The 24,342-nt window shown below is 35.7% G+C and carries 23 protein-coding genes and 1 tRNA gene; 15 read left to right on the top strand and 9 right to left on the bottom strand.

Going from position 1 to position 24,342, the window contains the following annotated elements; all coding sequences use genetic code 11:
* Window positions 1-14 precede the first annotated feature (14 nt).
* Both QWY86_RS12515 and QWY86_RS12510 read left to right on the top strand, forming a co-directional pair.
* A complete protein-coding gene (locus tag QWY86_RS12515) occupies window positions 15-1,523 on the top strand; it encodes a RagB/SusD family nutrient uptake outer membrane protein (RefSeq protein WP_290242636.1) in 1,509 nt (502 codons plus the stop codon).
* A gap of 68 nt (window positions 1,524-1,591) precedes the next feature.
* The gene (locus QWY86_RS12510) at window positions 1,592-3,631 is read left to right on the top strand and encodes a kojibiose hydrolase (protein ID WP_290242633.1); all 2,040 of its coding nucleotides are present in this window, start codon (window positions 1,592-1,594) and stop codon (window positions 3,629-3,631) included.
* 68 nt (window positions 3,632-3,699) lie between these two features.
* On the opposite strand, the gene treF is transcribed toward QWY86_RS12510, so the two are convergent.
* Window positions 3,700-5,292: an alpha,alpha-trehalase TreF gene (gene treF / locus QWY86_RS12505; protein WP_290242631.1), complete on the bottom strand. Its 1,593-nt coding sequence runs from the start codon at window positions 5,290-5,292 to the stop codon at window positions 3,700-3,702.
* Window positions 5,293-5,536: 244 nt separating this feature from the next.
* Here treF and QWY86_RS12500 point away from each other — a divergent pair, with 244 nt between their 5' ends.
* Entirely contained in the window at window positions 5,537-6,640 is a 1,104-nt protein-coding gene (locus tag QWY86_RS12500) for a Gfo/Idh/MocA family protein (RefSeq protein ID WP_290242629.1), read from the top strand.
* A 60-nt stretch (window positions 6,641-6,700) separates the two neighbouring features.
* Here QWY86_RS12500 and QWY86_RS12495 read toward each other — a convergent pair whose 3' ends face one another.
* Window positions 6,701-7,159, bottom strand: coding sequence for a hypothetical protein (locus QWY86_RS12495; RefSeq protein WP_290242627.1), 459 nt, complete (start codon window positions 7,157-7,159; stop codon window positions 6,701-6,703).
* Between the two features lie 248 nt (window positions 7,160-7,407).
* Window positions 7,408-7,480: transfer RNA gene (locus QWY86_RS12490), tRNA-Lys, on the bottom strand.
* A 419-nt stretch (window positions 7,481-7,899) separates the two neighbouring features.
* Between QWY86_RS12490 and QWY86_RS12485 the strand changes: the two genes are divergently transcribed.
* The 3 genes from QWY86_RS12485 (at window position 7,900) to QWY86_RS12475 (ending at window position 11,605) form a co-directional block, all read left to right on the top strand.
* The gene (locus QWY86_RS12485) at window positions 7,900-10,410 is read left to right on the top strand and encodes a zinc-dependent metalloprotease (RefSeq protein WP_290242625.1); all 2,511 of its coding nucleotides are present in this window, start codon (window positions 7,900-7,902) and stop codon (window positions 10,408-10,410) included.
* A gap of 284 nt (window positions 10,411-10,694) precedes the next feature.
* The gene (locus QWY86_RS12480) at window positions 10,695-11,282 is read left to right on the top strand and encodes a GIN domain-containing protein (protein WP_290242623.1); all 588 of its coding nucleotides are present in this window, start codon (window positions 10,695-10,697) and stop codon (window positions 11,280-11,282) included.
* Between the two features lie 98 nt (window positions 11,283-11,380).
* Entirely contained in the window at window positions 11,381-11,605 is a 225-nt protein-coding gene (locus QWY86_RS12475) for a CDGSH iron-sulfur domain-containing protein (RefSeq protein ID WP_290242621.1), read from the top strand.
* Between the two features lie 816 nt (window positions 11,606-12,421).
* On the opposite strand, the gene QWY86_RS12470 is transcribed toward QWY86_RS12475, so the two are convergent.
* Window positions 12,422-12,718 carry a Dabb family protein gene (locus QWY86_RS12470; RefSeq protein ID WP_290242618.1) on the bottom strand — a complete coding sequence of 99 codons (297 nt, stop codon included), beginning with the start codon at window positions 12,716-12,718 and terminating at the stop codon, window positions 12,422-12,424.
* Window positions 12,719-12,831: 113 nt separating this feature from the next.
* On the opposite strand from QWY86_RS12470, the gene QWY86_RS12465 reads away from it, so the two are divergent.
* The 5 genes from QWY86_RS12465 (at window position 12,832) to QWY86_RS12445 (ending at window position 16,207) form a co-directional block, all read left to right on the top strand.
* Window positions 12,832-13,035: a hypothetical protein gene (locus QWY86_RS12465; protein WP_290242616.1), complete on the top strand. Its 204-nt coding sequence runs from the start codon at window positions 12,832-12,834 to the stop codon at window positions 13,033-13,035.
* A gap of 83 nt (window positions 13,036-13,118) precedes the next feature.
* Entirely contained in the window at window positions 13,119-13,547 is a 429-nt protein-coding gene (locus tag QWY86_RS12460) for a hypothetical protein (RefSeq protein WP_290242614.1), read from the top strand.
* Between the two features lie 253 nt (window positions 13,548-13,800).
* Window positions 13,801-14,103, top strand: coding sequence for an ArsR/SmtB family transcription factor (locus tag QWY86_RS12455; protein WP_290242612.1), 303 nt, complete (start codon window positions 13,801-13,803; stop codon window positions 14,101-14,103).
* Between the two features lie 13 nt (window positions 14,104-14,116).
* On the top strand, window positions 14,117-15,217 hold the full coding sequence (locus QWY86_RS12450; RefSeq protein ID WP_290242609.1) for an NADH:flavin oxidoreductase: 1,101 nt from the start codon (window positions 14,117-14,119) through the stop codon (window positions 15,215-15,217).
* A gap of 99 nt (window positions 15,218-15,316) precedes the next feature.
* Window positions 15,317-16,207, top strand: a complete 891-nt coding sequence (locus tag QWY86_RS12445) for a pirin family protein (protein WP_290242607.1) — start codon at window positions 15,317-15,319, stop codon at window positions 16,205-16,207.
* Between the two features lie 4 nt (window positions 16,208-16,211).
* Here the strand turns inward: QWY86_RS12445 and QWY86_RS12440 are convergent, their stop codons facing one another.
* From QWY86_RS12440 to QWY86_RS12430, 3 genes are all read right to left on the bottom strand, one after another.
* Window positions 16,212-16,610, bottom strand: a complete 399-nt coding sequence (locus tag QWY86_RS12440; RefSeq protein ID WP_435406636.1) for an HIT family protein — start codon at window positions 16,608-16,610, stop codon at window positions 16,212-16,214.
* Window positions 16,611-16,684: 74 nt separating this feature from the next.
* The gene (gene greA, locus QWY86_RS12435; protein WP_047798983.1) at window positions 16,685-17,158 is read right to left on the bottom strand and encodes a transcription elongation factor GreA; all 474 of its coding nucleotides are present in this window, start codon (window positions 17,156-17,158) and stop codon (window positions 16,685-16,687) included.
* 185 nt (window positions 17,159-17,343) lie between these two features.
* Window positions 17,344-17,820 carry an OsmC family protein gene (locus QWY86_RS12430; protein WP_290242600.1) on the bottom strand — a complete coding sequence of 159 codons (477 nt, stop codon included), beginning with the start codon at window positions 17,818-17,820 and terminating at the stop codon, window positions 17,344-17,346.
* 148 nt (window positions 17,821-17,968) lie between these two features.
* Here QWY86_RS12430 and QWY86_RS12425 point away from each other — a divergent pair, with 148 nt between their 5' ends.
* Window positions 17,969-18,391 carry a DUF6157 family protein gene (locus QWY86_RS12425; protein WP_290242597.1) on the top strand — a complete coding sequence of 141 codons (423 nt, stop codon included), beginning with the start codon at window positions 17,969-17,971 and terminating at the stop codon, window positions 18,389-18,391.
* On the opposite strand, the gene QWY86_RS12420 is transcribed toward QWY86_RS12425, so the two are convergent.
* Complete coding sequence (locus QWY86_RS12420) at window positions 18,381-19,316, bottom strand: NAD(P)-dependent oxidoreductase (RefSeq protein WP_290242596.1); 936 nt, start codon at window positions 19,314-19,316, stop codon at window positions 18,381-18,383. The two genes, QWY86_RS12425 and QWY86_RS12420, sit on opposite strands and share 11 nt — an antisense overlap.
* A 209-nt stretch (window positions 19,317-19,525) precedes the next feature.
* On the opposite strand from QWY86_RS12420, the gene QWY86_RS12415 reads away from it, so the two are divergent.
* The 3 genes from QWY86_RS12415 (at window position 19,526) to QWY86_RS12405 (ending at window position 23,451) form a co-directional block, all read left to right on the top strand.
* Window positions 19,526-22,018, top strand: coding sequence for a TonB-dependent receptor domain-containing protein (locus tag QWY86_RS12415; protein ID WP_290242595.1), 2,493 nt, complete (start codon window positions 19,526-19,528; stop codon window positions 22,016-22,018).
* An 80-nt stretch (window positions 22,019-22,098) separates the two neighbouring features.
* Entirely contained in the window at window positions 22,099-22,653 is a 555-nt protein-coding gene (locus QWY86_RS12410; protein WP_290242593.1) for an NUDIX domain-containing protein, read from the top strand.
* Between the two features lie 51 nt (window positions 22,654-22,704).
* A complete protein-coding gene (locus tag QWY86_RS12405; protein ID WP_290242591.1) occupies window positions 22,705-23,451 on the top strand; it encodes a lysophospholipid acyltransferase family protein in 747 nt (248 codons plus the stop codon).
* 99 nt (window positions 23,452-23,550) lie between these two features.
* Here QWY86_RS12405 and QWY86_RS12400 read toward each other — a convergent pair whose 3' ends face one another.
* Window positions 23,551-24,300, bottom strand: a complete 750-nt coding sequence (locus QWY86_RS12400; RefSeq protein ID WP_290242590.1) for a LytR/AlgR family response regulator transcription factor — start codon at window positions 24,298-24,300, stop codon at window positions 23,551-23,553.
* Between the last annotated feature and the right edge of the window lie 42 nt (window positions 24,301-24,342).

The following is a 24,342-nucleotide window of genomic DNA, read 5'->3' as shown; positions in this document are numbered from 1 at the left end:
TTAAAAATACAGATATGAAAAATAAATATATTATCGGTTTTACAGTGGTTGCCCTAAGTTTTGCGGGTTGTACCAAGTTAGATGAAAACCTGAATGGACAGGTGAGTAGTGCCGGCGTGAGCGGAGGTAATGTTTCAAGCTTATTAAGCGCATCTTATGCAGCCATGATAGGTCCTTATCAGGCACCATGGAACTGGTCGGCATTACAAGAGGTAACATCTGATGAAATTATTGTTCCAACCCGTGCGGGTGATTGGGATGATAACGGCGCATGGCGTTCTTTGCACCTACACAAATGGGCACCAGATCATTCCAGAATTTCTGATGTTTTCAGAGATTTAAATAGTATTTCTTATGTGGCAACGAGCGTTTTGGGCGCCAGTCCAACACCTGCACAGGCTGCTCAGGCCAGGTTTTTACGTGCTTTTGCTCAGTTTTCAATTTTAGATGGATGGGGACAAGTTCCGTACAGAGATCCGGGAGAGGATGTTACCAAACCTTCACGCGTAAGAAACGCAGCTGATGAAATTGCTTATTTGATAAGTGAGCTAAATGCTGTTATACCGGATTTGCCAACTGGCCCGGCTAATGTGGCAAATAAAAATGCCGCAAAAACCCTTTTGATGAAAGTTTACTTAAATAAGGGTGCTTTCTTAAATCGTACAGCGCCAACTTTTGATGCTGCAGATATGGCTAGAGTAATTGCCCTTGCAGATGAAATTGCAACAGGGGGATACATATTGCAACCTAACTATTTCGATAATTTTGCGCCAACAAATGATGTTTTATCTAAAGAAAACATTTTCACTGCGCAAAATATTGGCGGTGCAAATGGTAGTGATTTGGATGGACAATGGAAATGTACAACCCATTATAATCAAAATCCTAATGGCTACAATGGATTTTCATCACTTTCCAACTTCTATGGCAAATTTGAAGCTACAGATACCAGAAGAGGTGGAAGTTATGTTGGTCAAACCAATGTTTCGGGTATTAGAGTTGGCTTTCTTGTAGGTCAGCAGTTTGATCAGAATGGTGTTGCTTTAAAAGATAGAAAAGGAAACCCATTGGCTTTTACACCTGAGGTTTCAATTATCGAACGCGATCCTAATCACCTTGAAGTTGCAGGTATACGCGTAATTAAATATCCTGTTGATTACGCAAATGCAGGTTCTAGAAAACCAGAAAATGATTGGGTTTATTTCCGCTATTCTGATGTTTTATTGATGAAGGCAGAAGCACAGTTGAGAACATCATTAACTGCTCAGGCGTTAACATTGGTAAATTCTTTAAGAACAGTTAGAGGTGCATCAACATTAACAAGCTTAACATTAGATATTTTGTTAGATGAGCGTGGACGTGAATTGTATTGGGAAAGTTTTAGAAGACAAGATTTAATCCGCTTCGGAAAATACCTTGCAGCGTGGCAAGAAAAACCAGCAAGCGAAGCAAAATACCTTGTTTTCCCGATTCCTGATAATCAGCTTGGTAATGCAAACTTAATTCAAAATCCTGGTTACTAGAATAATCCAAATATTAAACAAAACTAAGCCTGATTATTTCAGGCTTAGTTTTTTAGTGTAATCCAATTATGAGAAAATTCACGCTACTGTTATTAATGCCGCTTTTTTTTAGCTTAACCTTAAAAGCTCAACATCCCTGGAAAATCAAAGCAGATAAAATCGATCCCAATAATTACTATGGTGTTACTGTTGCAAACGGAATTATAGGCATAGTTTCTGCTCCACAGCCTTTCAAGGTAAAAAATGTTGTTTTAGCAGGTGCATATGATACCTATGGTCGTGGACGCGTAAGTAACTTCTTAAACGGATTCAATTTACTTAACATGTATATTGAAATTGATGGAAAAAGGCTTGATGGCCAAAACACCCAAGATTTGCAGCAAGAACTCGATATGCAACATGCTTCTTTTACAACGCAACTTAATTACGGCAGCAAAGCAAGCATTAAATACACCTATTACGCTTTAAGGCAATTGCCTTTTTCGGTTCTAATGGATGTAACCATAACCGCTAAGGAAGATTTAAAATTATCCGCAGCAAGCATTATGGAAACACCAGATGCACTTCGTGATGTAGAGAATTATTACAATGAAATTGATAGACCGCATGTTACCTTAAGCTTATTAACATCAACAGCAAAAAGCCCTACAGGCAAATTACAACTATGTGCCTCAAACAGTTTTTTGTTTAATGAACAGCATGGTAGCGAGCCTAAAATTATCCACGAAATGTGGGATAATAATAGCCATTTAATGAAGTTTAATAAAACCTTAAAAGCTGGTGAAAGCTATACATATTCGGTTGTTGGAAGTACAATAAGTTCTGCACAACACGCCGACCCACTAAATGAAGCCGAACGCATGACAATTTTTGCCAAATTAGAAGGGCATGATAGGTTAGTAAAATTTCACAATTCGGCTTGGGATGAACTTTGGAAATCTGATATTCTGATAGAAGGCGATCTGCAAGCGCAACAAGATGTACACAGCATGTTATATCACCTAACCTCATTTTCCCGTGCAGGAACTTCATATTCTCTTTCTCCAATGGGATTATCAGGTTTAGGGTATAATGGTCATGTTTTCTGGGATACAGACATCTGGATGTTTCCAGCTTTGCTGGTTTTGCATCCCGAAATTGCAAAATCTTTAATCGAATATAGATTTGAACGACTAGAGCCTGCAAGAAAAAATGCTTTTTCGCATGGTTTTAAAGGCGCAATGTATCCTTGGGAAAGTGCAGATTCTGGTGTTGAAGAAACACCTGTATGGGCTTTAAGCGGACCTTTTGAGCATCATATTTCGGCAGATGTAGCATTAGCCGCCTGGAATTATTATTGCGTAACTCAAGATAAAGTTTGGCTTAAAGAAAAAGGCTGGCCAATTCTATCTCAAACCGCCGAATTTTGGGCAAGTCGAGTGGAAAGAAATGGTCCAAATCAATTTGATATAAAAAATGTTGTTGCGGCTGATGAGTGGGCTGAAAACGTAGATAACAACGCATTCACAAATGCGGCAGCCAAATTAAACCTAAAGAATGCAAATCTGGCCGCAGCCGTTTTAGGCTTGCCGCAAAATAAAGATTGGACTTTGGTAGAAAATAATATTCCAATTTTGAAATTTCCAGATGGCGTAACTAAAGAACATGCAACTTATAAAGGTGAAGGCATAAAACAGGGTGATGTTAATTTGCTTGCATATCCGCTAAAAACCATCACAGATAAAAATCAAATCTTAAAGGATTTAGCCTATTACGAAACCCGGGTTCCTGATGAAGGTACACCAGCCATGACGCATGCTATTTTTGCTTTACTTTATGCAAGAACGGATAATGGTGCGAAAGCCTATAAATATTTTAATGAAGCTTACCAACCCAACTTAAACCCGCCATTTAGGGTTATTGCAGAAACTAAAGGTGGCACCAATCCTTATTTTGCAACTGGAGCAGGTGGTGTTTTACAAAGCGTGCTTATGGGTTTTGGAGGTTTGGATATTACAAATAAAGGAATTATTCAAATTCCATCGGTTTTACCATCAAAATGGAAATCAATAAAAATTACAGGTGTAGGTGTAGATAAGAAAACCTTTTCGGTTATAAATAAGAATTAATATAATTTAATTGCTTGCAATTCATCAACGATTTGCAAGCCATTAAATTTAAAGATTTGATAGAATAACTACTTCTTCATTAGTTTTAAAAGTACACCATTCGTCCAGCCAAAACCATCTTGCAGCGGATATTCACCTCCACCACCCTCGCCTTTAGTTTCTATCACATTGTACTTTTCCATTAACTTTCCTGTTTCTTTAAAAACAGCTATATTTTGATTTATCCACCGTGTAGTGATTTTATCTGCCAAATTATCAAAACCATAATTATGTAAACCTTGAATACTGATGTACTGCAACGGTGCCCATGCATTTGGCGAATCCCATTGCTCCTTTGTTGGCGTTAATGTGGTAATTAACCCGCCTGTTTTTAAAAAATTATTTTCAATTCGCTCTGAAACAGATTTTGCCTGAGCTGGTGTTGCCAATTTAAAGTAAAGTGGAAAAGATGCTGCCAAGGTTAACTGGTTTGATAACGATTTACTTTTCCAATTGTAATCGGTAAAGAAATTCAGCCTTGCGTTCCAAAAATATTTTAAAATTGCCATTTTACGCGTTTGCGCTCTTGCGCTAAACAAAAGTGATTTTGAGTGATTTCCAGATTGCTTATTTGCTTCCGATATTGCAATTTCCAGATTATATATTAGTGTATTTAGGTCAACAGGCAATAAATCAGTTGTAATAATTTTGCTAAAGCTCTTTCCATCTGCAAACCAACGGCTGCTGAAATCCCAACCAGATTCTGCTGCAGAACGTACGTTACGTAAAAAAACTGCCGGTTGCTGTTTAGTTAATTTCGCTGCTTCAAAATCTTCGCGGTACGATTCTTCTCTGGGTTGGTCGCCCGCATCATAATAGCGATTTAAAACAGTTCCATCCGCTAATTTAACCGAATGATTAATCGCTTCTCCCCTTTTTAATTCTGCAGCACCCTTCATCCAAAAATTGTATTCTTTCTCCAGTACATCTTTATAATCGCTTAACTTAACATCGCTATTATTTTCAGTTAATAATTGTACCATTGCTGCAAAAAATGGTGGTTGAGAACGGGTTAAGTAGTAACTTCTGTTTCCATTTGGGATAAAACCATATTTGTTTATCAAATAGGCGAAATTATCAATCATATCCTTCATGGTTTGAATTTTACCTGCCTTTTGCAAGCCCAACATGGTGAAGTAAGAATCCCAGTAATAAATTTCTCTGAAGCGACCACCTGGCACTATGTAAGGCTTTGGCAACGGAAGTAAGGAGGTTTGGAATTTAGAAACCGTATCCGGATTTCTTTTTAGAACCGTCCACAATGTATCTAAATGTTTTTCGATACCAGCACTAATATTTGATTGATAAATAGCATTGTGATTTACAGGTAAATAAAAGTGTTCATTAACAAACTTCTTTAAATCAAACGACTTTAAGTCCTTTTGCTTTCGATAAGCGACCACAATTTCAGCAGGTTTCATTTTAGGAATTGCATCTACAAAAGACTTTCCATCAGGGTAAATTTTTTCCAGCTGAACCTTTTCAAATAATCCTGGATAGATTTGTTTTGGACTTAGTTCTTTCTGAGCGATTGCCTGAATAGAGGTAATTAGAAAAATTACGAAAATTATTAATTTAAAATATGGATGATTTAAAATTGAATGTTTTTTTTCCTGGCTCATAATATATATTTAGTTAAATAAATTTAATCAATTTTAGGGGTAAACTTTCAGCTTTTATTCAAATTCTAACAAAAGTTATAATAAAGTTTTTTTAGAAAAGAAGAGTTTTTTGGCGCTAAAACTGCTGCTATTTAGCCTGGAGATTATAAACTTAAATTGTAATATTTTTACACATTTGAAAAATCCTTAAAATTAAATTTCTACATTGAAAATTAATTATCCAAGCAGTCTAAATCGTTTAACTATGAGCCATCGATATACATTAAAATTTGTATTTACCCTACTCATCATTATCTCAATAGCTTCAATAGCTATGGCACAAACTAAGCTTAATGTTGCAGTGGCCGGATTAAATCATGATCACATTTACCTGATTATGAACAGCTATAAAAAAGGAGAAGTTAACATTATTGGCATTGCAGAAAGTAATCCAGAGTTGGTGCAGCGATTTAAAAAGCGTTATCAGCTTGCAGATAGCATATTTTACAATGATTTGCCTTCTCTTTTACAAAAAAGGAAACCTGATGCGGTATTGGCTTATAATGCAATTAGCGATCACTTAGCTGTAGTAGAAGCTGCTGCCCCCCTGGGCATTTCTGTTATGGTAGAAAAGCCCTTGGCCATATCGGTTAAACATGCCGAAAGAATGGCGCAATTGGCAAAACAACACAATATTCATTTACTAACCAACTACGAAACAACTTGGTATCCAAGTAATCAGGAAGCTTTTTTGAATATTAAAACACAAAATTTACTCGGTGATGTTAGGAAAATAATTGTTCACGATGGTCACCAGGGCCCAAAAGAGATTGGCGTAAGTAAGGAGTTTTTAAGTTGGTTAACCGATCCTAAAAAGAATGGTGCCGGTGCATTAGTAGATTTTGGTTGTTATGGAGCAAATCTCATGACTTGGCTGATGGATGGTAAAGCCCCAATATCAGTTTCAGCAATTACACATCAAATTAAACCGCAAACCTATCCTGATGTTGATGATGATGCTACAATTCTGCTCGAATATGCCAACGCTACAGGAATAATCGAGGCTTCGTGGAACTGGCCTTTTAGTATTAAAGACATGGAAGTATTTGGGGATAAAGGCTACATCCAGGCCGTTAATGAAAATAATTTAAGATTAAAGGAAAACGGCAAAGCCGATTATAAGGTATATAGAGCTAAACCTTTGAGCCCTACTTATGCCAGTAGTTTAGGTTATTTGGCAGCTGTATTAAAAAATGAAATTAAGCCACTTAATGATTTATCTTCTTTAGAAAATAATTTAATTGTAGTAAAGATTTTAGAGGCTGCTAAAGCTTCAGCAAAAACGGGTAAGAAGGTGATGATTAGATAGTGAAGCAGACATTTGCAAATTAGTTTCTTGTTTTGAATTTAAAGAAACCCTATTAGAAGTTTAATAATCTATAGTGTAACGGACGGTATACGGTTTACTTATAATAACCTGTCGTTTTCTAAAGGTATCTCCGACATCAAACAAAGATGAAAAATCAAGCGCAAGTTCAGATAGATAAGTGGCCTGAATCTCTTCATAATCACGTAGTAATACAGGAAAAATAATTATTGAATTCTTGTGTTGTTTAAAGGTAAATGGTTCTTTCTTTAAAAAATAAGACAAAATTGGCTTGGTTCTGATTTCATTTTCCAATATCCAAGGTTCACGAATTTTTGAGAAAAAAACAGAGTCAATCTTACCTTGGTTATTTACGGATAAGAAGATTGAGAAAATGAAGATTTTTTTTGGATCTACTTTTCTACCTGTTGCAACATTCTTAGTAAGAAGATTGCCAATTACCTTATTGTCTATAACTTGTCCTCTCGCATTGTTAAATAAACACAGGAAAGAGGTAATCAAAAAAAGTATATAAGATTCATTTTTTGTTCGTCATAATAGTTATACTTCCTTTGAATTAAGGCAAAGTTTCTACATATTAAGCTGAAGAACAATATAGTAATATAATTAATGCGTTTGCAAATCCTATAATGATTAATTAGAGGTGCAATTTAAATACATAGTAGAATCTGATTATATTATTCCCTCGAAATAGGATATTGGGAGCTAACAAAACAAAAAAGCCTTCAACTTTCGTTAAAGGCTTTTCGTGATCCCGCTGGGATTCGAACCCAGGACCACTACATTAAAAGTGTAATGCTCTACCAGCTGAGCTACGGAATCGCTCCTGTTTAAGGAGGTGCAAATATAGAGATTATAACCATTTGTGCAAAATTTATTTTAAATAAATATTAAGCCCACATTAAACCTGCTGCAAATCAAAAACTTAAAATTGTAATTTAACCAAACATTGATGTCATAGTAAATAAAATACATAGCAAAACTCAAAAACAAAATCATAGAAAGGACGCAATTTCATCTTTTTCAGTTAGGCCTAGCGATGGCAAAGAGATCATATAAAAACTCAAAAACACCTGTACTATAGGTTTTTATCTTAAAGTATAATATTCGTAAGCGCAATTAAAAAGTTACTTAGCAAATGAATGCTTAATCGTACTTTAAATTATATTTGTTTGGCACTGCAGCATATTTAGCAACCACCTCCAACCAATCTTTTAAACCAAATCATTTTTTTTTATTTTATGACCAGAAAATTTTACTTTCTAGCCTTAATTGCATCTGTATATTCACTAACCGCCGTAATGGCACAAAACAATCCTGGCAATACAAAGCAACAGTTAACTGCCCCAGCTACTAATATTGCCTCGTTTACGAAAGACTTTAAAAAACAGGAAGGGTATTTTAATTTTTATTATGATGAAAAGACTGGCAAACTGTTATTGGAGATTAATCAATTTGACAAAGACTTTCTCTACTTTAATTCTTTAACTGATGGCGCTGGTAGAAATGCAGAACGTGGAGGTGCATCAACGAATGTTGCCCGTTTTATAAGGGTCGGTCCGAAGGTATTTCTGTTAGAGCCTAATCTTGCTTACCGGGCGGGTAATAACAATCCTGATGAAATTAAGACTATTGAAGGTTCTTTTGCAAAATCAGTAATATGGGGTTTTGCTCCTGTAGCTACTGAGGGTGATAAAGTATTAATTGATTTAACACCTTTTATTATCCGAGATAGCCAAAACATTGGTGGTATTATTGGCGCACCGGCCTCTTCTGGTGGTGCAGGGGGAAGGGGTGCAGCTACTGGTGGTGGTACATATAGAATAGATGAAAGCCGTTCGGCCGTTTACTTACCCAACACCCGTAACTTCCCCAAAAATACGGAATTTGAAGCTATGATAACCTTAACTGGTGGCGCACCAAGTGGCAGAGGCAATATTGCTCCGGATGCCAATGCCGTTACAGTTAGGATGCATCAATCTTTTGTAGAATTACCAGAAGCAGGTTTTAATCAGCGCAAATTCGACCCACGTTCAAGCTATCAATTATTTAGTTATACTGATTTTTCTGCTCCAATGAACGAATCGTTGGTAAAGCGCTTTACAAGAAGGCACCGTTTAGAAAAAAAAGACCCAAACGCGAAAGTTAGCGAAGCTGTAAAACCTATTGTTTATTACATTGACAGAGGTGCACCGGCTCCGATCAAAAAGGCTTTAATAGAAGGTGGCGCATTTTGGAACGAAGCTTTTGAAGCGGCAGGCTTTAAAAATGCTTTCCAAGTTAAAGAATTACCAGAAGGTGCAGACCCGATGGATATTCGGTATAACGTTGTTAATTGGATAACCAGAGCTGGAAGTCCGAGGGCGTTCTCTTATGGTTCATCCTACAGCGATCCACGTACAGGAGAAATTATTAAAGGCGTTGTTACTTTAGGCTCTGACCGTCACCGCCAAGATTATTTAATTGCCGAGGGTTTGCTGCAACCTTACACGGATGGAAAACCAGTTAGCAAGCAAATGGAAGAGATGGCTTTGGCCAGAATCAGACAGTTATCTGCACATGAAATTGGACATACATTAGGCTTGAATCATAATTTTGCAGCCAGTCCGAAAGAGAGGGCTTCAGTAATGGATTATCCATTTCCAAGAATTAAACAAAAATCAGATGGTAGCATTGATTTATCAGACGCTTATGCAAAAGGGATTGGCAGTTGGGATAAACGAGCAATTATATGGGGCTATAGTGATTTTCCGAAAGGAGCAGATGAAAACGCCGAGTTGGATAAAATTATGAACGAAACGTTAAAGCAAGGCTTCCAGTATATCCCGGATATTGGTGGATATACTCACCCTGCAGCTAATCAATGGGAAGATGGAGAAAATCCTATAGCAGAGCTTAATCGCCTGATGAAAATTAGAAGAAAAGTTTTGGATAGTTTCTCTGAAAAAGCAATTGTTAAGGATGCACCAATGTCTACCTTAGAGGAAGTTTTGGTTCCGATTTATCTGTTGCATCGCTACGAAATTGAAGCGGTAGCAAAATCCATCGGCGGACTTTACTTTACACATGCCATTAAAAACGATGGACAAAAACCAACAAAAATGGTTGATCCGGCGCATCAATGGAGTGCATTCGATGCTTTAATGTCCACAATTAGCCCGGATGCTTTGGCATTACCAGAAAGCCTGATTCAGAAAATTCCGCCGCGTCCATCAGGTTATCCTGCATCGGCAGAAACTTTTAGCGGCTACACAGGCCCAACATTTGATCCAATTGCCACAGCAGAAGCTGCAGCAAATGAAACTATATCTTCGTTATTAAATCCTGAACGTGCTTCACGCCTGGTAGAATATAATTCAAGAGATTCAGAGCAACCGGGTTTAATAGCAGTGGTTGAAAAACTGATTGCAAAAACATGGAAAGCAGAACCTGTAGTAGGCTATAAAGGGCAATTACAGATTATGGTTAATAATCTTACTTTAAAATACTTACTTCAGTTGGCTGCGAATACCCGTGCTGCCGAAAGTGTTCGCGGAGAAGCCTTATTAGAAATTACTGAATTAAAAAACTGGATGAGTGACAAGCTTATCAATGCTCAACAAAAACAAAAAGCAAATTTGCTATATGGGCTTTCACAAATAAAGGAATTTGAAGAATCACCAGCTAAATTTCAGCCATCACCTGCACAGGTAATGCCTCCAGGTGCACCAATTGGTATGGGCGGATTTGAATTCATCGATAACATTAAATAGGCTGAAATGATCATCCGATTAAACCCTCAATAAACTATAAATTATTGAGGGTTTTTAGCTGCGTTAGCATAACCGTATTGCTTTTAAACATCAATAAAAAATAAAACTCTAAATGTTCAATCTTGCACATTGAGTGTTCGAAAACGAACATTCTTAAAAATTATAAGTCAATGTTTTACAAATAGTTAAATAAATAATAATCGTTTGGCATGTGGTTCGCAATTGTATAGTTGTTAAGTATAATCTTAACACAGAAAAACATAAATACAATTAAACAAACCAAAATGAAAACACTTTTAAAATTAAAAACCCTGGTTATTATAATAATTCTTACTACAACGATTCAGAAAGACAGCAAGGCACAGCATCAATCTATTGGAGGTAATAAAATTAAAGACTTTAACAGAATTGTTGTGAGTGGAAATGTTGATGTTTTATTAATTCCGAGGCCACAGGTTGGTATACTGTATGATGAAAATAACGAAGGCCGTGTAAACGTAATATTAGAAGGCAAAAAGCTCAGCATTTCTGGAACAAATTCTTTTTTAAAAGCAAAACTGATTTTATATGTTGATAATGTATATAGAATTGAGGCAAAGGATAATTGTGTAATTATGAGTGATAGCAGACTGAATTTTAAGCTACTACAAGTTTTTGTTGAGAGAAATGCAACTGTTGATTTGGACATAAATACACAAGACTTGTACACCCTTGTTTCAGACCAATCATTCCTCACCATTCGTGGCAAGTCAGGCACTCATACTTTAATAACAGAAGGGAGCCCAAAACTGAGATTTAATGATTTTATTATTCAAAAACCTAATCCTGGCTTTAAAGCCGGTGCAACATTATTATCAAGCAATAATAAATAGAATTAAACTCCTGTAAAGAAACAGACTGTTTCTAAATTAAAATCAAATTCTAAACTACAACCTGTAATGTTTTAGCTTTACAACTTACAAAACATAATATGTCTAAAACAAAACTTACAATAAACAATAACGGTTCTGTGAAAATAGAAGGCGATTTTGAAATCGTTGATAGAAGTGGTAATCAATACGGCCTACAAGGTAGAACTGTACTTTCTATATGCAGATGCGGATTATCAAAAAACAAACCATTCTGTGATGGTGCCCACAATGGTCATTTCGAACATGAAGCCATAGCCTTCGATCTTCCTCCGAGAAAGGTATAATCGTAAAAGCATCCAAATGGATGCTTTTACGATTATAATATTATTTACAGAATGCCTTTAAAGATAAGGCAACGAAGAAGGGAATTCCAATTGACTTATTATTTTAATACCAAATCCTTCAACCGTAAGTGCAGGCATCTAAAATTGAATATAAATCACTTTGTTCTTTAGCAAGCCGAAGCCCAGTTTCACAATTTAGAATTGTACTAACCAAATAGACGCACTTTCCCCAGATTCTTCTATGAGAAATAATAATTCTTATCACTTTCAGAACGCTTTCCATACATCTGCATTAATGTTGAAGCGGATACTATGCCGCTATCAGATTACGTAAATCGTGAATATTTGCTCTTTTTGCTTTTAAATGTTCCACCTGGCATTGTTCTGAAAGTTAACATTTATTTTGCAACTCAACGTAGCTGTTTGCGAAATTACTATTGCTTCTAAAAATGTTGAATTTCGATTTTAAAATCCTATAATAATTCATTGAGACTGGGGAAAATCAGGCGAAAAGCGTAGAAAAATTTTCTCAAAAATCTATCGAAATACTCAAAAAAAGAATTTTTTTAAAAAATTATGCAGAGAAAATTACCTCAAATTAATTAAGTAAACTCGTTGAAAATTATAGCTTTACGAATGAAACCTAATCAGTAATATTTAAAGTCATAATTGATTGAAGCCACTATAAGCAAGTGGCAAGTGACAATCTATAGAGAGCGTAACGCGAACGCATATTACGTGATGCTGCTTTGGATCGACAGCATTTGTATAAAGAATTGAAAACCGTAAAGCGCCTTAAAAAAGCGCTATATAACGTTATGCGGCATCATAAATAATTACCTTTTCAAACAATTCTCTAACTTCATCTAAGAATGCTTTATGAATTGAATGAACCTGATAAACATCGTGGGCTGCAAGGTCTTCAAAAAATAAGACTAAACTGAACGTGTAAGTAGTATCAACTACAGCCCGCTCTATCGAAGCAGGAGTACCGATATGGAAGGTTTTAACAACCTCAATATTTTTTAACGTTTGTAAGCCATTTTTAAAGGCATCTTTTTGCTCGACCGTGGTGTTAGTTTTAAGCCAGAATAATACGTGGTGTGCTATCATTTTTTTTTTGCGAATATAATCATTAGGACGTTTGTGAATGCATAAAATAGGAGAAAAAATATACAAACTTTCCCAGCAAGAAATTTGTTCTAAAATGGAAAAATTGAAAGATTATGGCAAATAAAAAAGAGAAAAAGAAAAAAAACAAGAATGCAAAAAAAAGCAAGGGTTCTAAGAAAAAAAATAAGCTGGGTGTTAAAAATTCACTAGTAAATAATATAAACGCCAGAAAAAAGAAGGGCATTTCTCGCTCAAAAAAGAAATCGAAAGTAGGCAAGAAAGCCTATAAAAAAATGAAGAAAAAATGGAAAAAATAATTCCTGGCTAACAACAATTATCGTTATTGAGCGCTATTGATTTATAATGATAATTTTAGGTTATCTTTGTAAAAATAAAATCGATGGCGGTATTACACAAAAAAGAAGAAAAGATACAGGCGGTGCTTGGTAGGCTAACTAAAAAATATACTGATGAGCAATTTGTAGAAATGTTTATCAAGCTTTATTCTAAAGATTGGGGCAAAATTAAGTCGGCTTATATCAAACAATCTCAAGATAAAGAACCAGGTACAATTATAAATATGCCGAAACCTGAAGTTTATTTAAAACAAATTTTAGCAACATATTTACAGCAAAAAGATGAACCAAAAGTTGCTGAAATAATTGAGAAATTACCGGTGGTTGAAAAAACAAAAAAGGTTACGGAGAAGCCAGTCGCTGAAAAGATCAAGGCAGAACCAAAGAAAAAAGTAGCAACAGTTAGAGAGGCGAAGTCTGCCGAAGCTAAAACAACTAAGGTTGCTGCTAAAAAAACGACTACTAAAAAATAAATATTTTACTTAGAAGACAATAAACAGATAGTTTTGTTGTTTATATATCTGAGAGCGTTAATTTAGATGACGGGGATAGGTCGGTATGATTTATCCCCGTTTTTTTTATTTAAATCTACCCCTCTCCTCAAATAAGAAGATAGAATTTCTTCACTGGCAATATTTGTCATTCTAAAAACAACCCAATCTAATCAATTTGTAATCTTAAATAATAATATAGATATATCGGGAAAAACCGATATACATTTGCATTATGGATCAAGTAGAAATATTTAAGGCCCTTTCTAATAAAACCCGTTTACAAATTTTAAACTGGTTAAAAGAGCCTGCTAAACATTTTAACGAACAACCCCATGCAGATTTAGAAAACATTGGCGTTTGTGTTGGTCAGATTCAAAATAAAGCCGGTTTATCTCAAAGTACGATTTCCGAATATTTATCCATTTTGCAAAGAGCAGATTTGGTTTGCGCAACCCGAATTGGCCAATGGACTTATTACAAGCGAAATAAAGAAGGTTTTGATGAACTAGCAAAAATCATTAATACAGAACTTTAAAAATTAAAATATCATGAATACAGATAGTTTATTCAGGCCGTTTAGCCTTAAAACTTTAAATATTAAAAATAGGATTGTAATGGCACCAATGACGAGATCCTTCTCGCCAGATGGTATTCCAACAGCAGACGTTGCTTCTTACTATGCAAAAAGAGCAGCTGGAGAAGTTGGTTTAATTCTATCAGAAGGCACAGTTATTAACCGCCCATCATCTTCTGCCGACCCTAATATTCCACATTTTTATGGAGATATTGCTTTAGCTGGTTGGCAAAAAGTAATTAGTGATGTTCATTCAAACGGCGGACAAATGGGACCACAAATTTGGCATCAAGGCATTCATGCAAACCACGCTTCTGGCTGGTTGCCAAGTACACCATTTGAAGGACCATCGAGTTTTAATAGCCCGGGTTTTGAAAACGGTGTTGCAATGACAGATGCTGCTATAGCCGATACAATTGCTGCATTTGGACAGGCCGCTGCTGATGCAAAAGCTTTAGGTTTTGACACCGTTGAAATTCATGGCGCACACCAGTATTTAATTGACCAGTTTTTCTGGGATGCTACAAACAACCGCACTGATATTTACGGTGGTAAAACCCTGGCAGAACGCACTCGTTTTGGTGTTGAAGTAATTAAGGAAATTCGTAAAAGAGTTGGAGAAGATTTCGCATTAATTATTCGCTTATCTCAATTTAAACCATCTGCTTACGATTTCAAACTTGCTAAAAATGAAAATGAAATGGAGCAATGGCTAGCGCCACTTGCTGAAGCCGGAATTGATATTTTCCATTGTTCACAACGCCGTTTCTGGGAGCCTGAGTTTGAAGGTTCCGATTTAAACTTCGCTGGTTGGGCTAAAAAATTAACCGGAAAAACCACAATTACAGTTGGCTCCGTTGGTTTGGATGGCGATTTCTTTGGTGCTTTTGCCGGACAAAGTTCGCAGCCAAGTTCGCTTGATGAATTGGTACGCAGAATGGACAGGGGCGATTTTGACTTAGTTGCGGTTGGTCGCCCGTTATTAGCTGATGCGAATTGGGTTGAGAAAATTAAAAACAACAAAACTAAAGAGCTTAAAGGTTTCAGCAAAGAAGCTTTAGCTGAATTGGTATAATTTTTCCTTTCAAAGTGGAGAAGGCATCCTTAGGGATGTCTTTTTTTGTTTTGGATATTGTATGTTTTAACTAAATTCACATCGTAAAAAACCTATCCCATGTCGAACATTAAATTGATAATTGAAGAACGCCCGGCAAACATTGGCAACTTTATGGTTGGCAGATTGCTTCCATTTCGCGAAAAAAGAATGGTTGGGCCATTTTCCTTTATCGACCACATGGGGCCAGCGGCGATGAGTGACCAGGAGAATCTGGATGTTCCGCCACATCCACACATTGGTTTATCTACACTAACCTTTTTATTTGAAGGAGAAATTACGCATCGCGATAGCTTAGGCAGTAATGTTGTAATTAAACCTGGGCAAGTGAACTGGATGACATCGGGAAGTGGAATAGTTCATTCTGAGAGAACACCAGAGCATTTAAGAAATACGGATAAAATGCTCCACGGTCTACAAATTTGGGTAGCATTACCAAAGGCACTTGAGCAAATGGAACCCGAGTTTTTTCACGTTGAAGAGCAAGATATTCCCCATTGGGAACAAGGAGATTTACGATTTAAATTGATTGCCGGAGAAGCCTTTGGATATAAATCGCCGGTTCCCGTTTACAGCCCTCTATATTTTATTGAGATAAAAAGTTTATCAAGACAAAAGGTAAATATTGGAAATGATTTATTTGGAGAAAGTGCGCTTTATATTTTACAAGGCTCTGTGGAAAGTGAAGGCAATGTTTTCGAGCCAAAAAACATTTTAATTGCTAACGATGCATCGCTTTGCGAATTTACAATGAACGAAAATACAACCGTTTATATTTTTGGTGGAGAACCTTTTCCTGAAGAACGCTTTATGTACTGGAATTTTGTAGCGACTGATAAACAGTTAATAGAAGAAGCTAAAACGAAATGGATAAATCAAAGTTATAGGCCTGTTCCGGGCGAAACAGACTTTGTACCATTGCCAGAACAGAGCAAATTTTTAAAAAAGTAGTTTTTTATACTTGAAGTAAAGCTTCTCTAATTTTTTGAGCAGCATCGGCAAGCTCTTCATCAGTTGGCTTAAGTTTTTCTTTACTAAAGTTCATATCACTAACATTATTCATCGGGATTAAATGAATATGTGCGTGTGGAACTTCTAAACCGATAACGGATACGCCAACTTTTTTACAAGGAAAGGCTTCCTTTACACCTTTGGCAACGATTTTTGCGAACATCCACATGCCAACATACAAATCTTCATCCATATCAAAAATGTAATCCGTTTCAATTTTAGGAATTACCAAAACATGGCCTGCTGTTAATGGCTGAATATCTAGAAAAGCTAAATAATCAACTGTTTCTGCAACAACATGTGCACTAATTTCTCCTGAAATGATTTTTGAAAAGATGGTCATAATTTGGTTGTGGTTATGAGTTATAAGTTAATGGAACAATCTCACAACTTATAACCCATAAATGTTGCTTTTGTTTATCTAGAGATTTCTAATACTTCGAATTGCATTTTACCAGCCGGCACTTCTATTTCGGCAAACTCGCCAACAGATTTACCAAGCAAGCCTTGTGCAATTGGAGATTTAACCGAGATTTTTCCGGTTTTTAAATCCGCTTCACTCTCTGCAACCAACTGATAAGTCATTGTTGCACCGTTTTTTACGTTTTTTATTTTAACGATAGATAAGGCCAAAACTTTTGACAAATCTAATTTAGACTCATCAATAAGGCGGGCATTAGCCAAGGTATTTTTTAGTTTTGATATTTTTGCTTCGTGTAAGCCTTGCGCTTCCTTAGCTGCATCATATTCTGCATTCTCAGATAAATCACCTTTATCTCTAGCCTCAGCAATTGCTTTTGATATTAGCTGACGGCCCGTAGTAGTTAGATAATGAACTTCCTCTTTTAACTTATCTAAACCTTCTTGTGTGTAATACGTTACCTCTGTCATTGCTCAATTAATTTTGTTATAAAGCCTATAAAAAACAAACAAGACTATGTAGTTGGTTTTGCTACATAGTCTTGTTTCAATTATAACGAAGATAAAATGCTTAAATTACAAAAGCAAATAATTCATTACGATTTTAAAGTTTTGACAGTTTTAACAGACATCTGCTAAAACATTTTTGATAAAATTTAACTGTTTTCTGCTTTGGTTTCGGCAATGTGCTTAACCGGAAAATTTAGGGAATTTGCAATGAAACACATCTTATTTGCTTCTTTATGCAAGGTTTCTGCCAGTTCTAAATGTGCTTTATCAGCAATTAGTACAGTTGGGTTAAGCGTTACTTCTTTGAATTTCCCACCACCATCTGCCGATTCTTCCATTGTACCAACCGCTTTATCTTTATAATCGATAACTACGATTTCATTTTTCGAGCATAAATGTAAATACCAAAGCATATGGCAACTCGAAATTGAGGCCAACAATAAATCTTCAGGATTATGTTTTGATTTATCACCTAGAAAAGCGGAGTCTGAAGAACCAGAAATATCGGCTTTGCCATTTACTGAAATAAGATAATCGCGATCGTACGAACGATAATCCATTGTACCTGAGCCTTTGTTGCCAGTCCACGTTACAGTTGTAGAGTATAAATGTTCATTCGGCATGATATAATTAAGTTAGAATTTGTAAAACCAATTTAAGCAATTAAGATTGATTAATACAGAGAATAAATAAATGGATAGCAAAAATGTTTTTTAAAGCGTATCAAAAACCGTAATTTAATAGCTTAGGAAATCATAAAGCACCTAATTTATGGGCGATAAAATACACACAACCAATTATTACAACACTTTTATAGAAATTGCTGGTGATAGTAAAGCCGAGGCTGCCATTATACCCAAATCAAAAGGTAAGGGTAAAACTGTAGCAGAAATGCAATTTGAACTGATTTCTAAAAACCCGTATAAATTCACTTCTGATGATGTTTTATTTTGCGTGTACGCCGAAAGGAATGATATTGCAAAAACAGAGCAAAATGCAGAAAGAACAAAGTTTTTTTCGAAAGGTCAGGCTTGCTTAAGAGCATCTCCCCTAACAAAAAAATATGGCTTTGGTTTACACTCAGATATGGATGGTAAAATTGCCCTTTACGGAGTTGAAACGGAAAAGTATCACCAATTTTTAACCAACCCTGATGTCAAAAAAGTAAAGGCCATGCGTTCGGCTAAAAAGTAGCATCGATTTCGGTTAATTTTTCTGCCAACACTTCAGATATTTTACGGTAAGAATCGAAAGTCCAGCCGCCAACATGTGGTGTTAAAATAACCTTTTCATTGTTCTTTAAATCGTTGTACCAATTTTGTTCGCCAAGAGATGGGAACTTCTCAGTTTCCAAAACATCTAAACCAGCACCTAAAATTTTCCCACTATTAATTGCATTCAATATTGCTGAAACCTTTGCAATCTCACCACGAGCTGTATTTATAAAAAACATAGGTTTTTTGAAATGGAAAAAATATTCATCATCCACCATTAGTTTCGTTTCGGCAGTTAAAGGAATGTGCAAACTCAAAACATCAGCATGTTTTACAATTTCTTCCATACTTACTTCGCGGGCAAAGGCATCAGAAAAACCCGTTTTATACTTATCATAAGCCATTACATCAACCTCAAAACCAGCCAGCTTTTTGGCAAAACTTTGCCCCATAAATCCGTAGCCAATAATACCTACTTTTTTGCCCTTTAATTCGTAGCCACGATTGCCTTCCCTATCCCAAATACCATTTCTAATTTCAACATCGGCTCGTCTAAAATTATTCATTAGAGATAAAAGCAAGCCAATAGCATGTTCGCCAACTGCATCGCAATTACCTTCTGGTGCGTTTATTAGTTTAATATTTCGTTCGAAAGCAATTTTATCATCAATATTATCTAAACCTGCACCGGCACGGGCAACAAATTTCAAATGAGTTGCTGCCGCGAAAATTTCAGTATCGATTCTAAACTTCGTACGCACAGCAATTCCATCATAATCTTTAATTTTTGCTAAAGTTTCTGCTCGTGAAATTAATGGCTCATCATCAACTTGATAACCCAATTTTACAGCTTGTTCTTTAAATGCCGGATGCAAATCATCAACAATTAATATTTTTTTACTCATGATATAGCAAAAGTAACGTTTTACTTATTTGATTGATGAGATTCTAAGTAAAAACCAATAAGTATTAGCAATAAATAATGTGCTGATGATAAACCACAAAAATATTACCCGAAAATGGCTGTAATAAAATAGTTACTGCACTCATATTAAACTTCCTTGCCGTTTCTTTGTCACTCTTTTAGAAAACTAATAAAAACTTTTAAAATTTAATGAGACTTTTACATTTCAAAGCGATAAAAATCACCCTTTTTTTACTCTGCATTTCCTTTAGCTTATTTGCACAAACTGGCGGTAAAGCCAAAATCATCGGTGTATTAAAAGATGCTAAAACACAAGAGCCGATAGCATTTGCTACAGCTGTTTTGGTTAATAAAGCAACCAATACCAACGCAAAATTAGCACAAACAGATATTGATGGTAAATTCACAATGCCAGATTTGCCGAATGGAACCTACACATTTAGAGTAAGTTTTGTGGGTTATCAAAGTATGGTTAGAGATAACATAGCCATTACAGATGCTACGGGAACCTTAAATTTTGGCGATATTAAAATGAATGCCGCAGCCGGAACGGTTTTAAAGGATGTTACAGTGACTGCACAAAAAGCAGCCATGCAAATGGGTATCGATAAAAAAGTATTTTCTGTTGATCAAAGTTTAGTTAGTGAAGGTGGTTCTGCGACAGATTTATTGGCTAACGTACCATCGGTACAAACAGATATTGATGGCAATGTGAGCTTGCGTGGATCATCTGGTGTACGTGTTTTAATAGATGGAAAACCATCTTTAATTGCTGGTGGTAACGTGGCGCAAATTTTAGCTTCTATCCCTGCAAGTTCTATAGAAAGTGTTGAATTGATTACCAATCCTTCTTCCAAATACGATGCTGAAGGCCAGGCTGGTATCATCAACATTGTTTTAAAGAAAAACACCAAACTTGGTTTTAATGGCTCGGTTGCTGTAAGTGCCGGTAACCGCGATAACTATAATGGAAACACCAATCTTAGTTTTCAAAATAGCAAAGTTAATCTTTATGGCAATTACAGTTATCGCTATGGCAATCGTTTAGGTGGTGGCTTTCAGGATATAATTTACAAACAGAGCACTGGTTCTACTGCATTTGCTAATCAAAATACAACATCGAACTCTTTAGATAAGGGACATAACGTTAAAGCCGGATTAGATTACTATCTAGCACCAAAAAGTGTAATTAGTTTATCAGGAGGTTTTAACGCCAGAGAAAATGATAGAAATGAATACGTTGAAATTAGACAATTAGGAAGAACTTCAAACCCTATTTTATTAAGCAACAGGCTTAATAATAATGTTGGAAGCGGGAATAGTTATGATGTAAATTTAGATTACTCGCAAAAGTTTAAAAAACCGAAAGAAGAGCTAACATTTAACTTTGGTTACTCTTCTGGTACGAACAACAATGATCAAGATTTTAGCACAACATTTACCAACATAAATGGTTCAGCGGTGAATATTAACCCCAGTTTACAGAGAATTTTTAATACTGGTGATAACACGAATTACAATATCCAAACCGACTATACCTTACCTGTTGGTAAAGCCGGAAAAATTGAGGCTGGTTACCGTAGTCAAATTCGTTTAGGCGATAATAGTCAGAATGCAGATTCTATTTTAACCAATACAAACATTTATGTTAGAAATAATAAACTGATAAATAACTTTAACAGTAAAGACCAAGTTCACGCTTTATACTTAAACTATCAAAATCAAATTAAAGATTTTGGTTACCAATTAGGCTTAAGGGCTGAGGATGCTCGTTTAGATACTTATTTAGAAGGTTACAATGGAAATCTACTAACCAATAGCGAAGGTAACATCCATTACAAAAGGTTATATCCAAGCGTATTTGTATCGCAAAAGTTAAAGAATGAGCAGCAAGTTCAGGTTAGCTATACACGTCGTGTTAATCGTCCTCGTCCGTGGGATACTAACCCGTTCTTAGATGTTTCTGACCCATTGAACTATAGAGCTGGTAACCCTAATTTATTACCAGAAGATGTTCACTCATTTGAGTTAGGTTATAACAAATACTGGAAAAAAGTAACCTTTACGGGGAGTTTATATTTCCGCCAAACCAATGATGTAATTCAAAGGGTAAGAAGTGTGCCTGATGCAAGTGGAATTATCACTACGACACCACAAAACTTAACCCGCCAGCAAAATAGCGGTTTAGAATTAATTGGTCGTTTCGATTTAATTAAAGCATTAAATTTTACGAGTAATGTAAACCTTTATCAACAAGAAATTCAAGGTGATATTAGATACGGCATTGAGGATAGAAGCGGCTTTAGCTGGAATGCCAATTTAACTGCAAATATTTCTGCAATTAAAAATTTATCGTTCCAACTTCGTGGAGACTACCGTGCAGCAGAAGTAATGGCGCAAGGTAAACGTAATGCGATGTACGGAATTGATGGTGGTGCGAAATACGATTTCCCTAACAAGAAAGCATCTTTAAGCTTAAATATCAGAGATGTATTTAACACCAGAAGATGGAGTATGACAACAGATGATAACTTTACGTTTATCGAATTCCAACGCCGTATGCAAGGCACAATGGGAAATTTAACCTTCTCTTATCGTTTCGGAAAAACTCTATTTAACAACACTAAGAAAACTAAAAAAGACGATCAGCAGGATAACAGACCTGATGAAGGCTCTTTCTAAATAAAACTGAACTAAAGGCGTTTCGATATTCGGAACGCCTTTTTTATGTAATTAAAGCTGCACATTTTATATCTTGCGCTATGGAAGAAATCAATCCCTGGCAAACATTACAGAGCGAGTTAAAGTACGATAATAATTGGATTAGCGTAACCGAACACCAGGTTATTAACCCAACTGGTGGAAAAGGAATCTATGGCGAAGTTCGTTTCAAAAATTTAGCCATTGGCATTTTACCGTTGGATGAAAACCATAACACCTGGCTGGTTGGGCAATATCGCTATCCATTAAAAGCTTACAGCTGGGAAATTCCAGAAGGAGGTGGTCCGCTTGGTGAAGAACCGCTAGAAAGTGCAAGACGTGAATTATTGGAAGAAACCGGAATGAGTGCTAAAAACTGGAAGGAAATCCAAAGGATGCATCTCTCAAATTCGGTTAGTAACGAGCTTAGTATTATTTATATTGCAACAGGTTTAATTCAAGGCATTGCAATGCCCGACGAAACTGAACAATTGGTAGTGAACAAACTGCCATTTGAAGAAGCTTATCAAATGGTTTTAAATGGAGAAATAACCGATTCGATGAGTGTGGCAGCAATTTTAAAGGCTAAGCTGATGATTTTAACTGGAGAGTTATAATCTTGATTTGTATAAAATCTAATTTTATCTTTGCTAAAATTTTAATACCCGATGAGCAAACTTTTTGGCTATCTACTCACACCAATTTTTTATCTTTTTTTTGGCTTAAGCCTTTGTATCTTCCATCCAATTCAATGGCTTTGCTTTAAAATTGGGGGTTATAAAGCACATAAATTATCGGTTGATGTTTTAAACTTCTTTTTAACTTATTGCCAAATCTTTCTTTTCAATTCTATAAGCTTTAAAAACATTCATAATCTGCCAACCGATAGGCCAATAATTTTCGCCGCAAACCACCAGAGCATGTACGACATTCCATCGTTAATCTGGTTTTTAAGAAAATACCATGCTAAGTTTATTTCAAAAATTGAACTTACCAAAGGCATTCCATCAATTTCTATAAATTTACGTTTGGGCGGTGGGGCAAACATCGACAGGAAAGACAACAAACAAGCGATTTCAGAAATTATCAAATTAGGTCGCAGAATGAAGGACAATAATTGGAGTACAGTAATTTTTCCTGAAGGAACCCGATCTAAAGATGGGCACTTAAAAACCTTTCAATTTGGTGGTGTTGCAACGTTATTAAAAGTTGTGCCGAATGCTTTGGTCGTACCTGTTTCAATAGAAAATTCTTGGAAAATTGTTCGCTTTGGTATGTTCCCACTAACTATTGGAAACGCATTAAAATGGACAGTTTTAAGACCCATTGAACCTGGAGAAAAAACTGCAAACGAAATTACTTTAGAAATAGAAACCGAAATCAGAAAAGTATTAAAACAGGAAATTGTTGCTTAGTTTTTTGGTTAATCAGCAAATTGGTTATTCGTTATTCGTTAAAACAAACAATTATTCTACACAATCATCATCCATATTCCCTCCAACATCTTACATCCTTTAAATATTTTTATTCCCAATTACTTTAAAAAATTCATCTCTATAAGTATCTCCTACCGGAATGATTTTTTTATTGATGGTAATTCTGCTTCGCTCGATGCTTTCAATTTTATCTATGGCTACGATGTACGATTTATGCACCCGAATAAACTGACTATCAGGTAAAGCCTCCTCCATTTTCTTCATGCTTTGAAGCGTAATAATGCGCTCCTCTTTTGTGAAAATTGAAATATAATCTTTTAAGCCTTCAATGAATAAAATATCGTGAAGGTATATTTTTTGAATTTTATGTTCAGTTTTAACAAAAATAAAATCTTGCACTGGGTTTGGAGAACCAGAAAATGGAGCAGGTGTTATTAAAGGCTGAATTTGTGGTGGTGCAACTTCTGCAGGCTTAACTTGGTTATGAACTTTTTCTACCGCTTTATAAAAACGATCAAATGCGATTGGTTTCAGTAGATAGTCAGAAACGTTTAAATCGTAACTTTCCAATGCGTATTGTGGATAAGCTGTGGTTAAAATAAAGTGGCACTTATTCCCTGCTATTTTTAAAAACTGTATGCCCGTAAGTTCTGGCATCTGGATATCCAGAAAAACTAAATCAATGCCTCCTGCCTGCACAATTTGTAAAGCTTCGATTGGATTTTCACATCTTTTAGCAAGCGTTAAAAATGGAACCTTTGAAATATAATCCTCTAAAATATCGAGTGCTAGTGGTTCATCATCAACAATAATACAGTTTAAGTTCATTTTAGGCAGTAGTTTTTTTGGTAACGGTTCGATAAATAAATT

It is taken from the genome of Pedobacter aquatilis, from assembly GCF_030409415.1.
Classification (GTDB): domain Bacteria; phylum Bacteroidota; class Bacteroidia; order Sphingobacteriales; family Sphingobacteriaceae; genus Pedobacter; species Pedobacter aquatilis.
This window is presented reverse-complemented; position numbering and strand designations above follow the sequence as displayed.

Coding starts and splice junctions, on each gene's coding strand:
- QWY86_RS12515 (WP_290242636.1), top strand. CDS start 15: ATGAAAAATAAATATATTATCGGTTTTACAGTGGTTGCCCTAAGTTTT.
- QWY86_RS12510 (WP_290242633.1), top strand. CDS start 1,592: ATGAGAAAATTCACGCTACTGTTATTAATGCCGCTTTTTTTTAGCTTA.
- treF (WP_290242631.1), bottom strand. CDS start 5,292: ATGAGCCAGGAAAAAAAACATTCAATTTTAAATCATCCATATTTTAAA.
- QWY86_RS12500 (WP_290242629.1), top strand. CDS start 5,537: ATGAGCCATCGATATACATTAAAATTTGTATTTACCCTACTCATCATT.
- QWY86_RS12485 (WP_290242625.1), top strand. CDS start 7,900: ATGACCAGAAAATTTTACTTTCTAGCCTTAATTGCATCTGTATATTCA.
- QWY86_RS12480 (WP_290242623.1), top strand. CDS start 10,695: ATGAAAACACTTTTAAAATTAAAAACCCTGGTTATTATAATAATTCTT.
- QWY86_RS12475 (WP_290242621.1), top strand. CDS start 11,381: ATGTCTAAAACAAAACTTACAATAAACAATAACGGTTCTGTGAAAATA.
- QWY86_RS12470 (WP_290242618.1), bottom strand. CDS start 12,718: ATGATAGCACACCACGTATTATTCTGGCTTAAAACTAACACCACGGTC.
- QWY86_RS12465 (WP_290242616.1), top strand. CDS start 12,832: ATGGCAAATAAAAAAGAGAAAAAGAAAAAAAACAAGAATGCAAAAAAA.
- QWY86_RS12460 (WP_290242614.1), top strand. CDS start 13,119: ATGGCGGTATTACACAAAAAAGAAGAAAAGATACAGGCGGTGCTTGGT.
- QWY86_RS12455 (WP_290242612.1), top strand. CDS start 13,801: ATGGATCAAGTAGAAATATTTAAGGCCCTTTCTAATAAAACCCGTTTA.
- QWY86_RS12450 (WP_290242609.1), top strand. CDS start 14,117: ATGAATACAGATAGTTTATTCAGGCCGTTTAGCCTTAAAACTTTAAAT.
- QWY86_RS12445 (WP_290242607.1), top strand. CDS start 15,317: ATGTCGAACATTAAATTGATAATTGAAGAACGCCCGGCAAACATTGGC.
- QWY86_RS12440 (WP_435406636.1), bottom strand. CDS start 16,610: ATGACCATCTTTTCAAAAATCATTTCAGGAGAAATTAGTGCACATGTT.
- greA (WP_047798983.1), bottom strand. CDS start 17,158: ATGACAGAGGTAACGTATTACACACAAGAAGGTTTAGATAAGTTAAAA.
- QWY86_RS12430 (WP_290242600.1), bottom strand. CDS start 17,820: ATGCCGAATGAACATTTATACTCTACAACTGTAACGTGGACTGGCAAC.
- QWY86_RS12425 (WP_290242597.1), top strand. CDS start 17,969: ATGGGCGATAAAATACACACAACCAATTATTACAACACTTTTATAGAA.
- QWY86_RS12420 (WP_290242596.1), bottom strand. CDS start 19,316: ATGAGTAAAAAAATATTAATTGTTGATGATTTGCATCCGGCATTTAAA.
- QWY86_RS12415 (WP_290242595.1), top strand. CDS start 19,526: ATGAGACTTTTACATTTCAAAGCGATAAAAATCACCCTTTTTTTACTC.
- QWY86_RS12410 (WP_290242593.1), top strand. CDS start 22,099: ATGGAAGAAATCAATCCCTGGCAAACATTACAGAGCGAGTTAAAGTAC.
- QWY86_RS12405 (WP_290242591.1), top strand. CDS start 22,705: ATGAGCAAACTTTTTGGCTATCTACTCACACCAATTTTTTATCTTTTT.
- QWY86_RS12400 (WP_290242590.1), bottom strand. CDS start 24,300: ATGAACTTAAACTGTATTATTGTTGATGATGAACCACTAGCACTCGAT.